The organism is Paracoccus marcusii, assembly GCF_006151785.1.
GTDB classification, from domain to species: domain Bacteria; phylum Pseudomonadota; class Alphaproteobacteria; order Rhodobacterales; family Rhodobacteraceae; genus Paracoccus; species Paracoccus marcusii.
Window position 1 is genome coordinate 1 of sequence record NZ_VDDD01000013.1, and the last position, 14,637, is coordinate 14,637.

The 14,637-nt window shown below is 68.7% G+C and carries 14 protein-coding genes and 1 pseudogene; 3 read left to right on the top strand and 12 right to left on the bottom strand.

The features are described from left to right. The 9 genes and pseudogenes from FHD68_RS03690 to FHD68_RS19465 all read right to left on the bottom strand — a co-directional run. A pseudogene (locus FHD68_RS03690) lies at positions 1-693 on the bottom strand (hypothetical protein); the annotation flags it as partial. Between the two features lie 61 nt (positions 694-754). Further along, positions 755-3,400 carry a sensor histidine kinase gene (locus FHD68_RS03695; protein ID WP_127898795.1) on the bottom strand — a complete coding sequence of 882 codons (2,646 nt, stop codon included), beginning with the start codon at positions 3,398-3,400 and terminating at the stop codon, positions 755-757. Continuing rightward, complete coding sequence (locus FHD68_RS03700; RefSeq protein ID WP_127898796.1) at positions 3,390-3,665, bottom strand: hypothetical protein; 276 nt, start codon at positions 3,663-3,665, stop codon at positions 3,390-3,392. The genes FHD68_RS03695 and FHD68_RS03700 overlap by 11 nt, the downstream gene beginning before the upstream one ends. Beyond that, the gene (locus tag FHD68_RS03705) at positions 3,665-4,078 is read right to left on the bottom strand and encodes a response regulator transcription factor (protein ID WP_341872747.1); all 414 of its coding nucleotides are present in this window, start codon (positions 4,076-4,078) and stop codon (positions 3,665-3,667) included. Before FHD68_RS03705 ends, FHD68_RS03700 begins: the two co-directional genes overlap by 1 nt. A gap of 9 nt (positions 4,079-4,087) precedes the next feature. Next, complete coding sequence (locus FHD68_RS03710) at positions 4,088-5,377, bottom strand: short-chain fatty acyl-CoA regulator family protein (RefSeq protein WP_280115160.1); 1,290 nt, start codon at positions 5,375-5,377, stop codon at positions 4,088-4,090. 3 nt (positions 5,378-5,380) lie between these two features. Then, positions 5,381-6,220 carry an ATP-binding protein gene (locus FHD68_RS03715; protein ID WP_127898798.1) on the bottom strand — a complete coding sequence of 280 codons (840 nt, stop codon included), beginning with the start codon at positions 6,218-6,220 and terminating at the stop codon, positions 5,381-5,383. After that, complete coding sequence (gene tatC / locus FHD68_RS03720; protein WP_045998902.1) at positions 6,217-7,077, bottom strand: twin-arginine translocase subunit TatC; 861 nt, start codon at positions 7,075-7,077, stop codon at positions 6,217-6,219. Before tatC ends, FHD68_RS03715 begins: the two co-directional genes overlap by 4 nt. Beyond that, on the bottom strand, positions 7,078-7,569 hold the full coding sequence (gene tatB, locus FHD68_RS03725) for a Sec-independent protein translocase protein TatB (RefSeq protein ID WP_127898799.1): 492 nt from the start codon (positions 7,567-7,569) through the stop codon (positions 7,078-7,080). A gap of 28 nt (positions 7,570-7,597) precedes the next feature. Next, positions 7,598-7,864, bottom strand: coding sequence for a twin-arginine translocase TatA/TatE family subunit (locus tag FHD68_RS19465; RefSeq protein ID WP_045998900.1), 267 nt, complete (start codon positions 7,862-7,864; stop codon positions 7,598-7,600). Positions 7,865-8,059: 195 nt separating this feature from the next. Between FHD68_RS19465 and FHD68_RS03735 the strand changes: the two genes are divergently transcribed. Beyond that, positions 8,060-8,680: a MarC family protein gene (locus tag FHD68_RS03735; RefSeq protein WP_045998899.1), complete on the top strand. Its 621-nt coding sequence runs from the start codon at positions 8,060-8,062 to the stop codon at positions 8,678-8,680. Further along, positions 8,677-9,249, top strand: coding sequence for a retropepsin-like aspartic protease family protein (locus FHD68_RS03740; RefSeq protein WP_240542430.1), 573 nt, complete (start codon positions 8,677-8,679; stop codon positions 9,247-9,249). The genes FHD68_RS03735 and FHD68_RS03740 overlap by 4 nt, the downstream gene beginning before the upstream one ends. Here the strand turns inward: FHD68_RS03740 and FHD68_RS03745 are convergent. Together FHD68_RS03745 and FHD68_RS03750 are read right to left on the bottom strand one after the other, a co-directional pair. Beyond that, a complete protein-coding gene (locus FHD68_RS03745; RefSeq protein ID WP_127898800.1) occupies positions 9,246-10,493 on the bottom strand; it encodes a Zn-dependent hydrolase in 1,248 nt (415 codons plus the stop codon). The genes FHD68_RS03740 and FHD68_RS03745 overlap by 4 nt on opposite strands. Next, positions 10,490-11,677: a hypothetical protein gene (locus FHD68_RS03750; protein ID WP_127898801.1), complete on the bottom strand. Its 1,188-nt coding sequence runs from the start codon at positions 11,675-11,677 to the stop codon at positions 10,490-10,492. Before FHD68_RS03750 ends, FHD68_RS03745 begins: the two co-directional genes overlap by 4 nt. 157 nt (positions 11,678-11,834) lie before the next feature. On the opposite strand from FHD68_RS03750, the gene FHD68_RS03755 reads away from it, so the two are divergent. Beyond that, positions 11,835-12,416 carry a MarR family winged helix-turn-helix transcriptional regulator gene (locus tag FHD68_RS03755; protein ID WP_127898802.1) on the top strand — a complete coding sequence of 194 codons (582 nt, stop codon included), beginning with the start codon at positions 11,835-11,837 and terminating at the stop codon, positions 12,414-12,416. Here the strand turns inward: FHD68_RS03755 and FHD68_RS03760 are convergent. Beyond that, positions 12,320-14,593 (bottom strand): FdhF/YdeP family oxidoreductase, encoded by a 2,274-nt coding sequence (locus FHD68_RS03760; protein WP_127898803.1) that lies wholly within the window; start codon positions 14,591-14,593, stop codon positions 12,320-12,322. The genes FHD68_RS03755 and FHD68_RS03760 overlap by 97 nt on opposite strands. Positions 14,594-14,637 lie beyond the last annotated feature (44 nt).

A 14,637-nucleotide genomic window follows, 5' to 3' on the forward strand; every position in this document is an offset into this window, starting at 1 on the left:
GACCGGCGGCGCCGGGGCCGCGACAGGGGCGGCATCGGGGCGCGGACGCGCCTGGTTCGCGGGCTGCGGCAAGGCCAGCAGCACGCGTCCCTCGCGCATGTCGGGCGCCCCCATCGCAAGGTGGAACGACAGGCTGCGCAGCGGCCGATCCTCCAGCATCAGGGACAGGGGCCGGGGATCGTCCAGATGGGTCAGGAACTGATAGCCGCCGACGGCCTCGAACCCCTCGACTCCCTCCATCTCGGCAGTCAGCTCTGTCAGCAGGGCGTTGATGAAGTCGGAACACAGCAGCGCGTCGCTGCGGGTGGGTCGGCGCCGCTCCAGCCCGCGCGACGTCACGCGGCCAAGGGCCTGCCATTCGACCAGCGCCGCCACCGCCTGCGGGCACAGCGCGATCGCCCCCAGCAGATCGCCCGGCCCCTGCAGCACGACGACCAGCGGCAGTTCCGGCAGCAGCTCCGGCAGCTCTGCCAGCGTCAGCGCGCCGGGCTGGACGGACAGCGCCCGTACGGGCAGCTGGTACAGCCGGTCGGCGGCGCGTCCGATCGCAGTGGCGGCGGCGCGGGCCGGGGTCGGCGCGGGAGATGCGGGCAGCTGCGGGGCCCCGCCTTGGCCCAGCCTGACCTGCGCACGCGCCTGCAGCATGCGGCGCAAGACGCCAGGGGCTTGGGTGGCGGGGTCTGCATGGGTCATGTCACGTCCGAATCAGGCTGTCGCTGCCTGTTCAAAATGGACCGTCAGGATTGAGAAAGGGTTAACCGGAAGGCACCGGCGGCCGCGCCGGCAGCTGGATGCGGAACGCCGCACCCCCCTGCCCCGGCAAATAGCTGATGTCGCCGCCCAGGGTCAGCATGATCTCGCGGCAGATGGCCAACCCCAGGCCTGCGCCACCCGCGCGGGCGGGGTCGTTCAGACGCGCGAATTTCTCGAAGATCAGCGTCTGGCGGCCGCTGTCGATGCCGCTGCCGTTGTCGACGATGTCGATGACCGCGCCGCCGCCTTCCGGATGACGGACGCGGATGATCAGCACCGGATGCGCCGCATCGCAATACTTGCGCGCATTGCTGATGACGTTGATCAGCACCTGCAGCAGCCTGTCCGCATCGGTGATCAGGCCCAGATGTTCCGATGGCAGGTCGCGGTCGATCAGAAAGCCGCGTTCGGGCCGCGTGGCCGACGCCGCGGCCAGCGCGCGCGTGATCAGGTCGTGCAGGTTCGCGACCGAGATCGTCAGCTGCGCCCGCCCGCTTTCCAGCACGGACAGATCCAGAAGGTCGTCCAAGAGCCGCGTCAGGCGGCCGGCCTCGTCATGGATGATGCCTGCGAACTTGCCGCGCTCCTCTGCGGTCAGGTCGGGCTCCTTGAGGATCTCCGAGAACGCCCGGACCGAGGTCATGGGCGTGCGCAGCTCGTGGCTGATCTGGCCCAGGAAGGCGTCCTTCTGGACCGACAGGGCGGTCAGCTTGTCATTGGCCTCGCGCAGCTGTCGGGCGGTACGGGTCAGCTCGGCCTGCGCGGCCTCAAGGCGCTGCGTCTCCTCCTTGGCACGCTGCGCCTCGTCCGCGACCTGCAGAAGGTCGGCCACCGTCAGCGCGACGCCCCCCGCCACGCGGTCGATCATCGCATGCGCCGTGGCCGACCCGATCGACCCCGCCAGCCGCCGCTCCAGTCGGGTCAGGAACCGGGGCGTCAGGTCTGGCAGATAGCCGGTCTTGCCCTGCGCCCGCGCCTCGGCCTGGAAATAGCGCAGCGCGGCGTCCGGTCCCCAGACCCGTCGCGCCATGGCCAACAGCGGCTCGGCCCGGTCGTCGGCACGCAGCATGCGGCTGTGGCGGATCGGCTCGACCGCGGACACGAAGGACAGGCCCTGCAGGCGTTCCACCGGGTCCGGGAACCCGAAGATCGACACTCCGATGAAGGCCAGCGTGTTCAGCGTCAGGGACAGCGCCACGGCGGCCGTCCAGGGATCGACCCCCGGCGGCACCGGCAGATCGCCCCCCACCCCCACCGACGGCAGGAAGATCAGCGCCATCCACAGGACCGACCCTGTGCCGATACCGGCATAGGCGCCCTTGCGGTTCGCGCCACGCCACAACAGCCCACCCAGCATCGCGGGCAGCACCTGCGCCATGCCGGTGAAGGCCACAAGCCCCATCGCGGCCAGTGCCGCCGTGCCCCCCGACGCCTGGTGATAGACCCAGCCCGCCGCGACCACCGCCAGGATCGCGACCCGCCGCGCGTTCAGCACGAAGCCGCGCAGATCGTCGGTCTCGTCCGGGGCGGGGATGCGGCGCAGCGCCAGCCAGGCGGGGACCAGCCAGTGGTTCGACACCATCGTGGCGACCGCGATCGCACACATGACGACCATCGACGTCGCCGCAGAAAACCCGCCCAGGAACACCAGCAGCGCCAGCATGTCCTGGCCCGCCGCCGCGGGCAGGGTCAGCACGTAGAGGTCCGGGTCCGACCCCGCGGGCAGCAGTTCACGCCCCATCACCGCAATGGGCAGCACGAACAGCGACATCACGAACAGATAGGCGGGAAAGGCCCAGCCCGCGACATGCAGACGCTCCTCGTCCGCGGCCTCGACCACCATGACCTGGAACATGCGCGGCAGGGTCAGGATGGCGGCGGCGGACACCAGGATCAGCGCGGTCCAGCGGTCGGGCTTGAGCAGCCAGCCCTGCGCCACGTCGGGATCGGCCGCGGCACGGGCGATGCGCGCCAGCATGTCCGCAGGCCCGTCGGCCAGCCCCCAGACCACGAACAGGCCAAGCGCCACGAAGGCCGCCAGCTTCACGACCGCCTCCAGCGCGATCGCGGTGACGACGCCGTGGTGGCGTTCATCCGCCGCCAGGTTGCGGGTGCCGAACAGGATGGTGAACAGCGCAAGCCCCGCCGCGACCCACAGGGCCGTTCCCCCCATCGCGCCCGCATCGGCGCCGTTGGGGACGTCGGTGGCGAAGATGTCGAAGGACAGCCGCACCGATTGCAGCTGCAGCGCGATATAAGGTGTCGACGCGATGACCGCGATCAGCGTCACGATGGCCGCCAGCCGGTTCGATTTTCCGAACCGGGCCGAGATCAGGTCCGCGACCGAGGTGACGTGATGCATCCGCGCAACGCGAACCAGCCGCCTCAGCCCCCACCACGCCCCGGTGAAGACCAGCGTCGGCCCCAGATAGATCGTCGCGAACTCCAGCCCGGACCGGGACGCATAGCCCACCGCGCCATAGAACGTCCATGCCGAACAATAGACCGACAGCGACAGCGTATAGACCAGCGGATGGTCCAGCCACCGCACATGCCCGCGCGCCGCCGCCCGGTCGGCGGCATAGGCGACCCCGAACATCAGCGCGACATAGGCGAGGCAGGCGCCGACCAGCGCCTCAAAGGGCATCGGGGCCCCCCGTCGGTGCCTCGGCGCGCATGGTCGCGGCCTCTGCCCGCAGCAGGGCGCGGTGCAGCGCGCGGATGACCACGATCAGCACCGCCCACAGGCCGAACAGCCAGACCGCGCCCCCGGCATAGGACAGGCTGCCCGGCATCCACCAGACCGGCACCAGCAGCAGCATCATCGTCATCACCGGCAGCACCCGCGCCGCATCGCCAAGGCGGCGGCGATGGAACGAGGCGCGTTCCAGAAACAGCGGCCGGTCGGGCATCAGGCCAGCATCCGGCGCACCGTCGCACGCAGTTCCTGGTTGTCGAAGGGCTTCGCCAGCACCGCATCCGCGCGCGCGCCGTCATCGCCGGTCTGCCCCCGCGCAGTCAGCATCAGCACCGGCGTCGCGGCCAGATCGGCGTCATTGGCGGCGCGCAGATCCTGCAGGATCTCGGTCCCCGACCGGTTGGGCAGCATCAGGTCCAGGATCACCAGGCGCGGGCGCGCGGCCAGGATCGCCTCGATGCCGCCTGCGCCGTCGGAATGCAGGTCGACCGACCACCCCTCGCGCGACAGGATGAAGCGCACCGCCTCGGCGATGTTGGGCTCGTCCTCGATCATCAGGATGTCCGGCTGCATCCGCCCTCCCCGCGTGCGGCCCGGCGGGCCGGGGCGGATCATGGGCCGGATCACGGCCCCGTGTCAAAGGGACCTTTGCGCCTGCCCGCCCTGCGGCACCAGGATCGAGGGTTCGCGGCGCGCCGGACAGTCGGCACGCGGGCAGATCCGGCAGGCGGGCCCGATGGGCAGTGCATCGTCGGGGGGTGGTCCGTCGAACGGCAGGATCAGCATCAGCGCCTCGGTCAGCAGCGGGCCGTCCAGGCCCAGGGGCTGACGGCGCTGCGCAAAGGACAGGGTGCGGAACGCGCGCCCATCCGGGGTGACGACGATCCGTGCCAGTGCCAACTGCGGCACCGCCAGGGCATGATACAGCGGCCACAGCGCACAGCTGTCCCCAGGCCGTGGCAGCGCAAAACCCTGCGCGGCGCGACGCAGGGTCAGGACGCCCGATCCGTCGCAGACCAGCAGGCCCGCGCCCTGGAACCCCTCGGGGCGCAGATCGGCCAGCCGCCGGATCACCAGGTCCAGGGGCTGGCCAAGCCGCGCGGCCAGCCGAACCGGGTCGGGCGGCGTTCCCGCCGCGGGGATCGCCTCGGTCAGCGCGCGGTCCGACAACGCGTCCCGGTCGTCCAGCATCCCGGCCAATAGATCCGCGGCCATCGCCCGCGCCGCATCCGAGGTCAGATCGCCCGGATCGGGGTCCGCAACGCCGGGTTCGGCCAGCCAGGCCTCGACCTCCTCCTGGGGGGTGGTGGCCTGACCTTCGGCCTCGAAGCTGTCCAGATAGGCGACCAGGGCCTGTGCGGTCAGCGACAGGCGCTGGCTGTCCTGGTGCAGGTTCGCATGGAACCGCTGGCGCCATTCGGCGGAAATCTCGCCCTCCTCGACCAGGATCGCCGCGGTGGAGCGGACCGAGGTCACGGCCGACAGCACCTCGTGCAGTGTGGTCAGCAGATATGGATCGCGGGTCATGCGGTCGGACAGGTCGACCAGTTGCCGTTCCAATCCGGCGCCCCGCCGCGCATGGGCGATCAAAAGGCCCGACCAGCCCGGAAAGCGGGCCAGGAATTCGGTGATCTGGTCCAGTTCCGGCACGGTGCCGACGGCGACGGGATGGGCCGCAGCCTCGCGCAGGGCCGCGATGCGGACCTCCTCGCGGCCTTCGGCCAGTTCGTCGGGGGGAACCTCCAGAACCTCGGCCAAGCGGGCGATCAGGTCGGCGCCGACGGGGCGGCGGTTGTGTTCGATCAGGTTCAGATAGGCGGGCGAGATGCCCACGGCGCGCGCGATGTCGGCCTGACGCCGGGCCATCGCCAGGCGGCGTTCCCGGATCCGCGTCCCCGTCAGGACGGTGGCTGCGCGCGCGGGCACGGCCTAGACCGCCAGACCGTGGCGCCCGGCAAGATCGGTGAAGAACTGCCACGCCACGCGTCCCGATCGCGCACCCCGCGTGGCCTGCCATTCGATCGCCTGCGCGCGCAGTTCATCGGGGTCGACCGACAGCCCATAGGCCGCGCAATAGCCGTCGATCATCGCCAGGAATTGGTCCTGGTCGCAGGGATGAAAGCCAAGCCACAGGCCAAAGCGGTCGGACAGGGACACCTTCTCCTCGACCGCCTCTCCGGGGTGGATGGCGCTGGCGCGTTCGTTGTCGATCATCTCGCGCGGCATCAGGTGGCGGCGGTTCGAGGTCGCATAGAGGATCACGTTCGCGGGCCGCCCGCTGATCCCGCCATCCAGGACCGCCTTCAGCGACTTGTACTGGGTGTCGTCGTGGCTGAAGGACAGATCGTCCGCGAACAGCACGAAGCGCCGCTCGGGTGCCGCGCCCAGGATCGCCAGCAGCCGTCCGACCGAATGCAGGTCGTCGCGGGCGATCTCGACCAGGACCAGCGGCAGGCCTTGGGCCACGGCCTCGGCATGGACCGCCTTGACCAGCGACGACTTGCCCATGCCGCGCGCGCCCCACAGCAGGGCGTTGTTCGCCCCAAGGCCGCGCGCGAACTGCAGCGTGTTGTCCAGAAGCGTGCGCCGCGACCGGTCGATGCCGATCAGCTGGTCCAGCGGCACACCGGCGACATGCGCCACGGGCACCAGCCGGTCGGGGTCGGCCTGCCACACGAATGCCGTGGCCTCGTCGAACCGGGGCACCGGAACGGCCGGCGGGGCCAGCCGTTCAAGCGCATCGGCGATGCGCGTCAGCGCAGCCGTCATTCGTCATCCTCGATCCACAGGCCCTGGGCCCGCAGGTCACGCTCGCGCACCACCTCGATGCGGCGGACGATCTGGATCGAGATCTCGTAAAGGCCATAGACGACCGAGAACAGCACCAGCTGGCTGCCGACATCGGGCGGCGTCAGGCAGGCGGCCAGCGTCAGGATGATCACCACGGCATAGCGGCGCGTGTTGGCCAGCGATTGCGACGACACCAGCCCCGCCCGGCCCAGCAGCGCCAGCGCGACCGGCAGCTGGAACGACAGGCCAAAGGCCAGGATGAACCGCGTGGTCAGGGTCAGATACTCGCTGACAGAACCCTGGAACACGATGCCGGCCAGTCGGCTTCCCTCGCCCGCCACGGCCGCCGGATCGTCCGGCAGGGCCAGCGGACCCTGCTGAAAGCCCAGGAAGAACGCGAAGACCATCGGCAGGATGATGTAATAGGCGAAGGCGGCGCCCAGCACGAACATGATGGGCGATGCCAGAAGGAAGGGCAGAAAGGCGCGGCGTTCACTTTTGTACAGGCCCGGCGCAACAAAACGCCACAGCTGGTACCCGATCACCGGGAACGACAGGATGAACCCGCCGAAGAAGGCTATGCGGATCGCGACCGAGAAGCCCTCCTGCAGCTTCAGCAGGATCAGGCCGCATTCCTGGCCCCGCTCCTCCAGCGCGGCGCAGATGGGCCGGGTCAGGAAGTTGTAGATCGGGTTCCAGACCAGATAGGCCAGGATCATCGCCACGACCAAGGCCAGCACGGACCAGATGATCCGCGTGCGCAGTTCCTTGAGATGTTCGATCAGGGGGGCCGAGCTGCCGTCGAGATCGTCGTCGATCGGGGTATGCGCTGACACTTACAGGTCCTTCGTGTCCGTCCGCCGCACGCCGGAGATGCGGCGGCGCGAATCGGGATTAGGCGCCACGTCGGCGGCAGGCTGGGTGGCCGTGTTCGCAGGCTGGACCGTCGGTGCGGCGGGCGCCGCGGGGATGGCCGCATCGGCCCCCTTGTCCGCGACCGGGGCCGCGGGGTCTGGCTGGATGCGCTGGCCCATGTTGGTCTTGGGGTCCCACTTCTCGAACTTGGTGACCGCGCGGTCTAGCGCGTCCAGGCCACGGCTGTTCTTCGAGGTCATCGAGGACAGGTTCTTCATCCCCTTGGCCGCGTCGTCCAGGCCGCTGGCCTTGGCCGCATCCTCCATTGCGCTGGTGAACTCGCGGGCCATCGATCGGGCGCGCGAGGTCAGCCGCCCAAGCGTATGGAACAGCTTGGGCAGATCCTCGGGGCCGATGACGACAAGCGCGACCACCCCGATCAGCAGCAACTCGCTCCAGCCGATATCAAGCATTCGGGCACTCGACCTTGGGGCGCACGGTTCAGGTGCGGGTGTCGGTATGCGGCGTCACGTCGCGTGCATCGGTGCCCGGGACGGTGTGGACCGGTGCGACGGGCTGGGTCGGGGTGTCCAGGCTTGCCGCAGGCTTGTCGGCGGTCTGTTCGGCGGAAGGATCGTTCAGGCCCTTCTTGAAGGCGGTGATTCCCTTGCCGAATTCGCCCATCAGGGACGAAACCTTGCCGCGTCCGAACAGGACGAGGACGACGATGGCGATGACCAGAAGGGCCATGGGGGACGGTGCGTGCATTTCAGTTCTCCGTACCGGTGTCAGGCCGTTGACCTGATTTCAAGGACTGCAACCAACTATAGGCCCAGTCCGCAGCCGTTGAAAGCCCACCCGGCGCGATAAAGCCCCGCCCCCCTCCGGCGCAGCCTGCGATGACGCGATTTTGACGGCGCGTCCCGGCTTGGCAGGGGCGGCGCGGCACGCGATAAGGGCCGCATGGACCTGCAGCTGTACCTGACCGCCTTCGTCACCCTGTTCGTGGTCATCGACCCGATCGGCCTGGCCCCGATCTTCATCGCGCTAACCCCCGGCCAGTCGGGGGCGGAACGTCGCCGCATCGGCGCGCGGTCGCTGGTCATCGCCGCCGTCCTGCTGACGCTGTTCGGCCTGACGGGCGATGCGATCCTGTCGGCGATCGGCATCTCGATCTCGGCCTTCCGCATCGCGGGGGGGCTGCTGCTGTTCCTGACCGCACTGGACATGCTGTTCGAACGCCGCACCGAACGCCGCGAGGGCCAGGCCGACGGGGACCAGCCCAGCCACGACCCCTCGGTCTTTCCGCTGGCCATGCCGCTGCTGGCGGGGCCCGGCGCGCTGGCCACCATGATCCTGCTGGTCGGAGAGAACCAGGGCGTGGGTCATGTCGTCATGGTCCACCTGATGATGCTGATCGTGCTGGGCATCTGCATGGTCCTGTTCGCGCTGGCGACGCCCCTGGCGCGCGCGCTTGGGCGCACGGGGGTGATGGTCGTCACCCGGCTGCTGGGCATGCTGCTGGCGGCGCTGTCGGTGCAGTTCGTGATCGACGGGCTGCGCGGATCGGGCCTGTTCGGGTGAGCGGCGACGACATCGCCCGCCTGGCCTTCTATGCGATGCTGCTGGTCGTGATCGGCGGCGCGATGGTGTTCGAATTCGCGGGCCGGGGCGGCCGCGCCCTGCGCGCGCTGCTGATGTGGGCGGTGATCATCGCCGGGCTGGCCGCCGGATACGACTGGTGGCAGCAGACCTATGGCCCCCGCCAGCAGGTGCTGGAGAACGGCGCCCGGATCGAGGTTCCCGCAGGCCCCGGCGGCCATTTCCACCTGGAAGCCGTGCTGAACGGCACGCCCATCGACTTCATCGTCGACACCGGCGCCACCAGCGTCGCACTCAGCCGCGACGATGCGCGTGCGATCGGGCTGGACCCCGACACGCTGCGCTTTGGCGGCCAGGCGGTGACGGCCAACGGCCGCGTGGCGACGGCCCCCGTGACGATCGCGGAATTCGCCATCGGCGATGCGGTGGACCGCGACGTGCGCGCCGTGGTGATCGACAGCGCACTGCAGGACAGCCTGCTGGGCATGTCCTATCTGCGCCGCTTTGCCCGTGTCAGCTTCGAGGGCGACCTGCTGATCCTGGAACGCTAGCGCGGCATCGCACCGGCCATCTGGCGGATGGTTGCAAAGATCACGTCGATGCCGCGCGCCAGTTGGGCATAGTCGGTCCATTCCTCGGGCGCATGCGATATGCCGCCCCGGCTTGGCACGAAGATCAGCCCCGTGGGCGCGAAACCCGCCATGATCATCGCGTCATGGCCCGCGCCGCTGACCATGACCCGATGCGACACGCCAAGCGCCTCGGCCTGCGCGGACAGGGCCGCGTGGATCTGACCCGACAGCGGCGTGGGCGCGGCATAAAGCTGTCGTTCCACTTGGGCGGTCAGGCCGTTGCCCTGCGCATGCGCCACGGCGCCCTGCACCATCTCGATCAGGCGCAGCACGTCCTCCTCGGCGGGGGCGCGCAGATCGACGGTGAAGGTCACCAGATCGGGAATCACGTTCGCACCACCGGGCAGCACCTCCATCTTGCCCACGGTCAGCACCGATTGCCGCCCCACCTGCCGCGCCAGATCGGGCAGCAGTGACAGGATGCCGACCGCACCGGTCAGCGCGTCGCGGCGTTGATCCATCGGCGTGGTGCCGGCATGGCCCGCCTGACCGCGCACGGTCACACGCAGCTGCGCCAACCCCACGATGCGGTCGACGATGGCGATGTCCTGACCCTCGGTTTCCAGCACCGGGCCCTGTTCGATATGCAGTTCCAGAAACGCATGCACCGATCCGGGCGCCAGGGCCGCCTGCCCCGCCCGTGCCGGGTCCAGCCCATAATCGGTCATCGCCTTCGCGGCCGACACGCCCGCATCGTCGCGCAGGTCGTCCAGCCCGGCCGGGTCCACCTGCCCGGTCAGCAGCCGCGATCCGAACAGGCCGCCGCCGAAGCGGGTGCCCTCCTCCTCGATCAGGGCCACCACCTCGACGGGGCGATCCGGCTGCAGGCCGAGGTCGCGGAACAGGAACGCGGTCTCGATCCCCGCCACGACGCCCGCGGGGCCGTCGAACCGCCCGCCGTTGGGCACCGAATCCAGATGTGATCCGACCAGGATCGGCGCCAGATCCGGGCGCCTGCCCTCAAGCCGGCCAAAGACGTTGCCGACGGCGTCCTCTCGGACCTCCAGCCCGGCCTCGACCATCTGGCCCGCCACGAAATCGCGCGCGGCGCGGTATTCGGGGCTGTAGGTCAGCCGGGTCGTACCCCTGCCGGGGGTTGCGTTGAAACGGTCGATGCCATCGATCAGCGCCTCGATCCGGCGTGCATCCGCAAATCCTGTCATCCGATCAGCCCCACGAACAAACCTGCCAGCACGACCGACACCATCGTAACCGTGACAAAGCCCGCGACCAGCATCGGCGGCAGCAGATGCGCGGTCAATGCCTCGCGTTCGGCGGCATCGTCGGTCAGCGTGTCGATGACGTCCTTGGTGATGATGTAATCGGCGGGAAACCCGTACAGCGCGGTCAGCGAGCAGGCAAAGGCCATCGCGGGCGTGATGCCCAGCAGGCGCCCCACGATCCAGGACGCGATGTACATCCCCACCAGCCCGATCGCGATGATGGTGACCAGCGGCACTGCCAGCTGGCCCAGCATCTCGGGCGTTGCGCGCTTCAGCCCGTCGAAGATGAAGACCATCAGGATCAGTACGGTAAAGCCGAAGGCATTGGCCTTGCGCAGCGGCTCACGCTCCAGGAACCCGACCGACGTCGCGATGACGCCGAAGACCAGGCACAGCACGAAGGGGCTGATGGTGACGACCGGCGCGGCCAGTTCGGACAGGCCCCAGGCCGCAAAGGCCACGACTCCAAGCCGCAGCATCTTGAAGTAGACGGTGTCATAGGCAGCGGGCAGACGCGCGAACAGGCGCGGCGGCATCGGCGCATCGGCGCTGTCGGCCACCGGTGCCGTTCCGTGCCAGCGGCCCGCACGGTGCAGGTCCAGAACGCGCCGCCCCTCGCGCTTCAGCATGATGGCGGTCAGCGGATAGCCCGCAAAGCCCTGCATCACGTAGATCAGGATCGCCAGAACCGACAACGCCTGCAGGCCCGCATCCGCTGCCGCCTGCGACATGATCAGCGATGCCACCACCCCGCCGACCAGCGGCGGCGTCGCCACGACCACCGTCTGCCAGTCCAGCAGCATCACGCCCAGTGTGAACAGCAGCGCCACGATGCCGCCGATTCCGGCCAACGCCACGACGACGGTGCGCCACTGCCGTGCCAGTTCGGCGAAGGACAGAAGCGTCCCCATGTTGGTGATCAGCAGGTACATGGCCAGAAAGACGATTGGCGTCTGGAACCCCGCGACCTGGACGATGTCCTCGGGGAAGAAGGTCCAGTAGCCCACCAGGAACAGGATCGCGCAGACGAAGACCGACGGCAGCCAGGACCGCGTCCGGGTCGAGACGACATCGCCGATCCACAGGATCAGCGCCAAGATGGAGAAGGCCAGCAATTGCGGCATGGGTCCAAGCCTTTCGGATCAGGATCTGTCAAAGAGGGGCCGCATGACGCAACAAACCCGCGCGCCGGCCGTGATGCGCGTTACAATTGATCCATCTGGATGTATTGTGCAACGGTCAATCGTCGCGTCCACGCGACGGCCATGGCAGGAGGAGCCGATGCAGACCGACGACCTCGATGCGATGCTGGCGCAGCTGCTGGACAGCGACCTGTCAGAGCTGCTGTCGATCAGCTATGTCGTGCTGGCCAACAACCAGGTGACGAACCGCCATATCGAGCGTTTCCACGACATGCCCGTGCAATGCTGGTCCGCGCTGCTGGCGACGGTCAGTTTTCCGGGACTCCGGGCACGCGATCTGCTGCATCTGTTCCCGCGCCCGCAGAACACCGTCAGCCGCGCCCTGGCCCTGCTGGAGGCGCGCGGCCTGATCGAACAACGTCCCTGCCCTCAGGATGCGCGGGCCAAACGGCTTTATCCGACCCCGGACGGGTCCGACCTGCTGGCCACCATCCGCCAGACCGCAAGGCTGCGTCAGGACGAAATGTTCGGCGTGCTGGATGCCGGGGAACGGGCGACCTTTCTGGCATTATGCCGAAAGATCGCCGCGGGACCACGGCTGGTGAGATCCCAGGTGATGCCCGATCAGGCCAGGCGGACCGGGATGCCCTTGGACGCCGGGGTGTCCGATGCCAGATCCCCACGCGACAGCGGCGACAGCGGGTTCAGCTCCGGGAAGTAGCCGGCCAGACAGCCGCGCGGGATGTCATAGGGGATGACGCGCAGCCCATTGACCCGCCGCGCGATCCCGTCCTCGGCGGCCGAGGTGAGGGTGATGCGCTGCTCCGCGGCCAGCCCCGCCGCCGCCATGTCGTCGGGCGACATCATGACCAGCATCCGGTCGCCCTCGATCCCGCGCAGGCGGTCGGACATGCCATAGACGGTGGTGTTGAACTGATCATTCGACCGCAGCGTCATCAGGCGGTACACGCCTTCCTGCGCGCCAAGGCCGGTCGCGTCCAGATCGGCGGGTCGCGTGAACTGCGCGCGGCCGCTCTCGGTCTTCCAGACGCGGTTGCGGGCGGCGTTGTCGCGATAAAATCCGCCCGGCTGGTTCATGCGGGTCTCGAAATCGCGGAAATCATCGGGATAGACCGCCTCGATTAACGCGCGGATGCGGGCATGATCGCCTGCCCAATGCCTCCACGGCATCTTGGGGTTGGGGTCCAGGGTCGCGGCGGCCATCCGGGCGACGATCTCGGTCTCGGACAGCAGGTGCGGGCTGGCGGGCGTGCGATTGCCGATCGATCCGTGGATATGGCTGAAGCTGTCCTCGACCGAGACCTGCTGGTTGACGCCACCCTGCATGTCCTGTTCGGCCCGGACTAGGCAGGGCAAGATCCAAGACGCCTGTCCCGGCATCAGGTGGGTGCGGTTCAGTCGCGTCGCCACGTGGACGGTCAACGGCATCGACCGCCAGGCGTCGGCCACGCGATCGGTGTCGGGCACCGCGCGCGCAAGGTTGCCACCCAAGCCCACGAACCCCGTGGCCCGCCCTTCCAGCAGCGCCTCGACAAAGGCGGTGGTGTTCCACCCCTCCTCCATCGGCGGCTGCATGTCGAACAGCGCGCGCAGGTGGTCGTTCGGGACCAGTTCGGGCTTTTCGGTGATGCCGACGGTGCGCTGCCCCTGCACGTTGGAATGGCCACGGACCGGGCTGCAGCCCGCACCCTTGCGCCCGATATTTCCGCGCAACAGCAGCAGGTTGACCAGCGCGCCGATGGCGGCCGACCCATGGACATGTTGCGTCAGGCCCATGCCATAGACGCCGATCACGGCGCGCGACCGGGCATAGATCGCACCGATCCCCTCCATCGCCGCGCGGGTCAGGCCGCTAACCTGTTCCAGTTCGGTCCAGTCGGTCGCATCGACCCAATCCATCCAATCCTGCAACCCATGTGCATGCCTGTTCAGGAAGTCATGATCCAGCACGCCGCCCTGGCTGCGTTCCAACGCCAGCACATGCTTGGCGATACCGGTCAATGCGGCGATGTCGCCGCCCGCGCGCACCTGCAGATAGCGGTCGGCGATCTCGGTGGGTGCGCCCACGGTCATCTGCCACGGGCTTTGCGGGTTTGCGAATTCCAGCAGACCCTTCTCGCGCAGCGGGTTGATGGCGACGATGCAGCAGCCGCGCTTGGCCGCCTGCTGCAACGGGTGCAGCATGCGGGGGCTGTTCGTGCCGGGATTCTGGCCGATCTGCAGGATCATGTCGCAATGATCGAAATCCTCCAGCACGCAGGTGCCGACCGGCGATCCGACAACGGTCTTGAGCCCCACGGATGTCGTCTCATGGCACATGTTGGAGCTGTCGGGCAGGTTCACATGCCCATAAGCACGCGCATACAGCCCATAGAGGAACGACGCCTCCAGCCCCGCCTTGCCGGAGGCATAGAATGTCACGGTCTTGGGGTCCAGCGCACGCAGGCCCTGGCCGATCTCGGCAAAGGCCTCATCCCACGTGGTTTCCAGATAACGGTCGCTGGGCACGTCATAGCGCAGGGGGTGGGTCAGCCGTCCCGCCATCTCCAAGTCGTATTCGGACCAGGTTGCCAGTTCGGCCACCGTGTGATCCAGAAAGAAGTCGGGCCCGCAGCGTTCCGAGGTCAGGTCCCACAGCGTCGCCTTGGCGCCGTTCTCGCAGAATTCGACGACATGCGGGTTGGGCGGCTTGCCCCAGGCGCAGGACGCGCACATCATGCCGCCCGCCTTGTTCTGACCCCGCAAGGTTTCCAACGCGCCCGGCCCCGGCTTTGCGGCACGGGCCACCTGGGCCATCCCCTTTGCCGATCCCCACCCCCCGACGGGGCCGTCATAGGAGAAAACGCGGTCGTCGGTCTTGGGCTGGTCGTCGGACATGTCGGGCTCCTGTCAGGGGTTCGGGGGCGGCGCACCGCCCCCGG

Excerpts from the sequence above, each read along its gene's own strand:
- FHD68_RS03695 (WP_127898795.1), bottom strand. The coding sequence starts at position 3,400 with ATGCCCTTTGAGGCGCTGGTCGGCGCCTGCCTCGCCTATGTCGCGCTG.
- FHD68_RS03700 (WP_127898796.1), bottom strand. The coding sequence starts at position 3,665 with ATGCCCGACCGGCCGCTGTTTCTGGAACGCGCCTCGTTCCATCGCCGC.
- FHD68_RS03715 (WP_127898798.1), bottom strand. The coding sequence starts at position 6,220 with ATGACGGCTGCGCTGACGCGCATCGCCGATGCGCTTGAACGGCTGGCC.
- tatB (WP_127898799.1), bottom strand. The coding sequence starts at position 7,569 with ATGCTTGATATCGGCTGGAGCGAGTTGCTGCTGATCGGGGTGGTCGCG.
- FHD68_RS19465 (WP_045998900.1), bottom strand. The coding sequence starts at position 7,864 with ATGCACGCACCGTCCCCCATGGCCCTTCTGGTCATCGCCATCGTCGTC.
- FHD68_RS03735 (WP_045998899.1), top strand. The coding sequence starts at position 8,060 with ATGGACCTGCAGCTGTACCTGACCGCCTTCGTCACCCTGTTCGTGGTC.
- FHD68_RS03745 (WP_127898800.1), bottom strand. The coding sequence starts at position 10,493 with ATGACAGGATTTGCGGATGCACGCCGGATCGAGGCGCTGATCGATGGC.
- FHD68_RS03750 (WP_127898801.1), bottom strand. The coding sequence starts at position 11,677 with ATGCCGCAATTGCTGGCCTTCTCCATCTTGGCGCTGATCCTGTGGATC.
- FHD68_RS03755 (WP_127898802.1), top strand. The coding sequence starts at position 11,835 with ATGCAGACCGACGACCTCGATGCGATGCTGGCGCAGCTGCTGGACAGC.
- FHD68_RS03760 (WP_127898803.1), bottom strand. The coding sequence starts at position 14,593 with ATGTCCGACGACCAGCCCAAGACCGACGACCGCGTTTTCTCCTATGAC.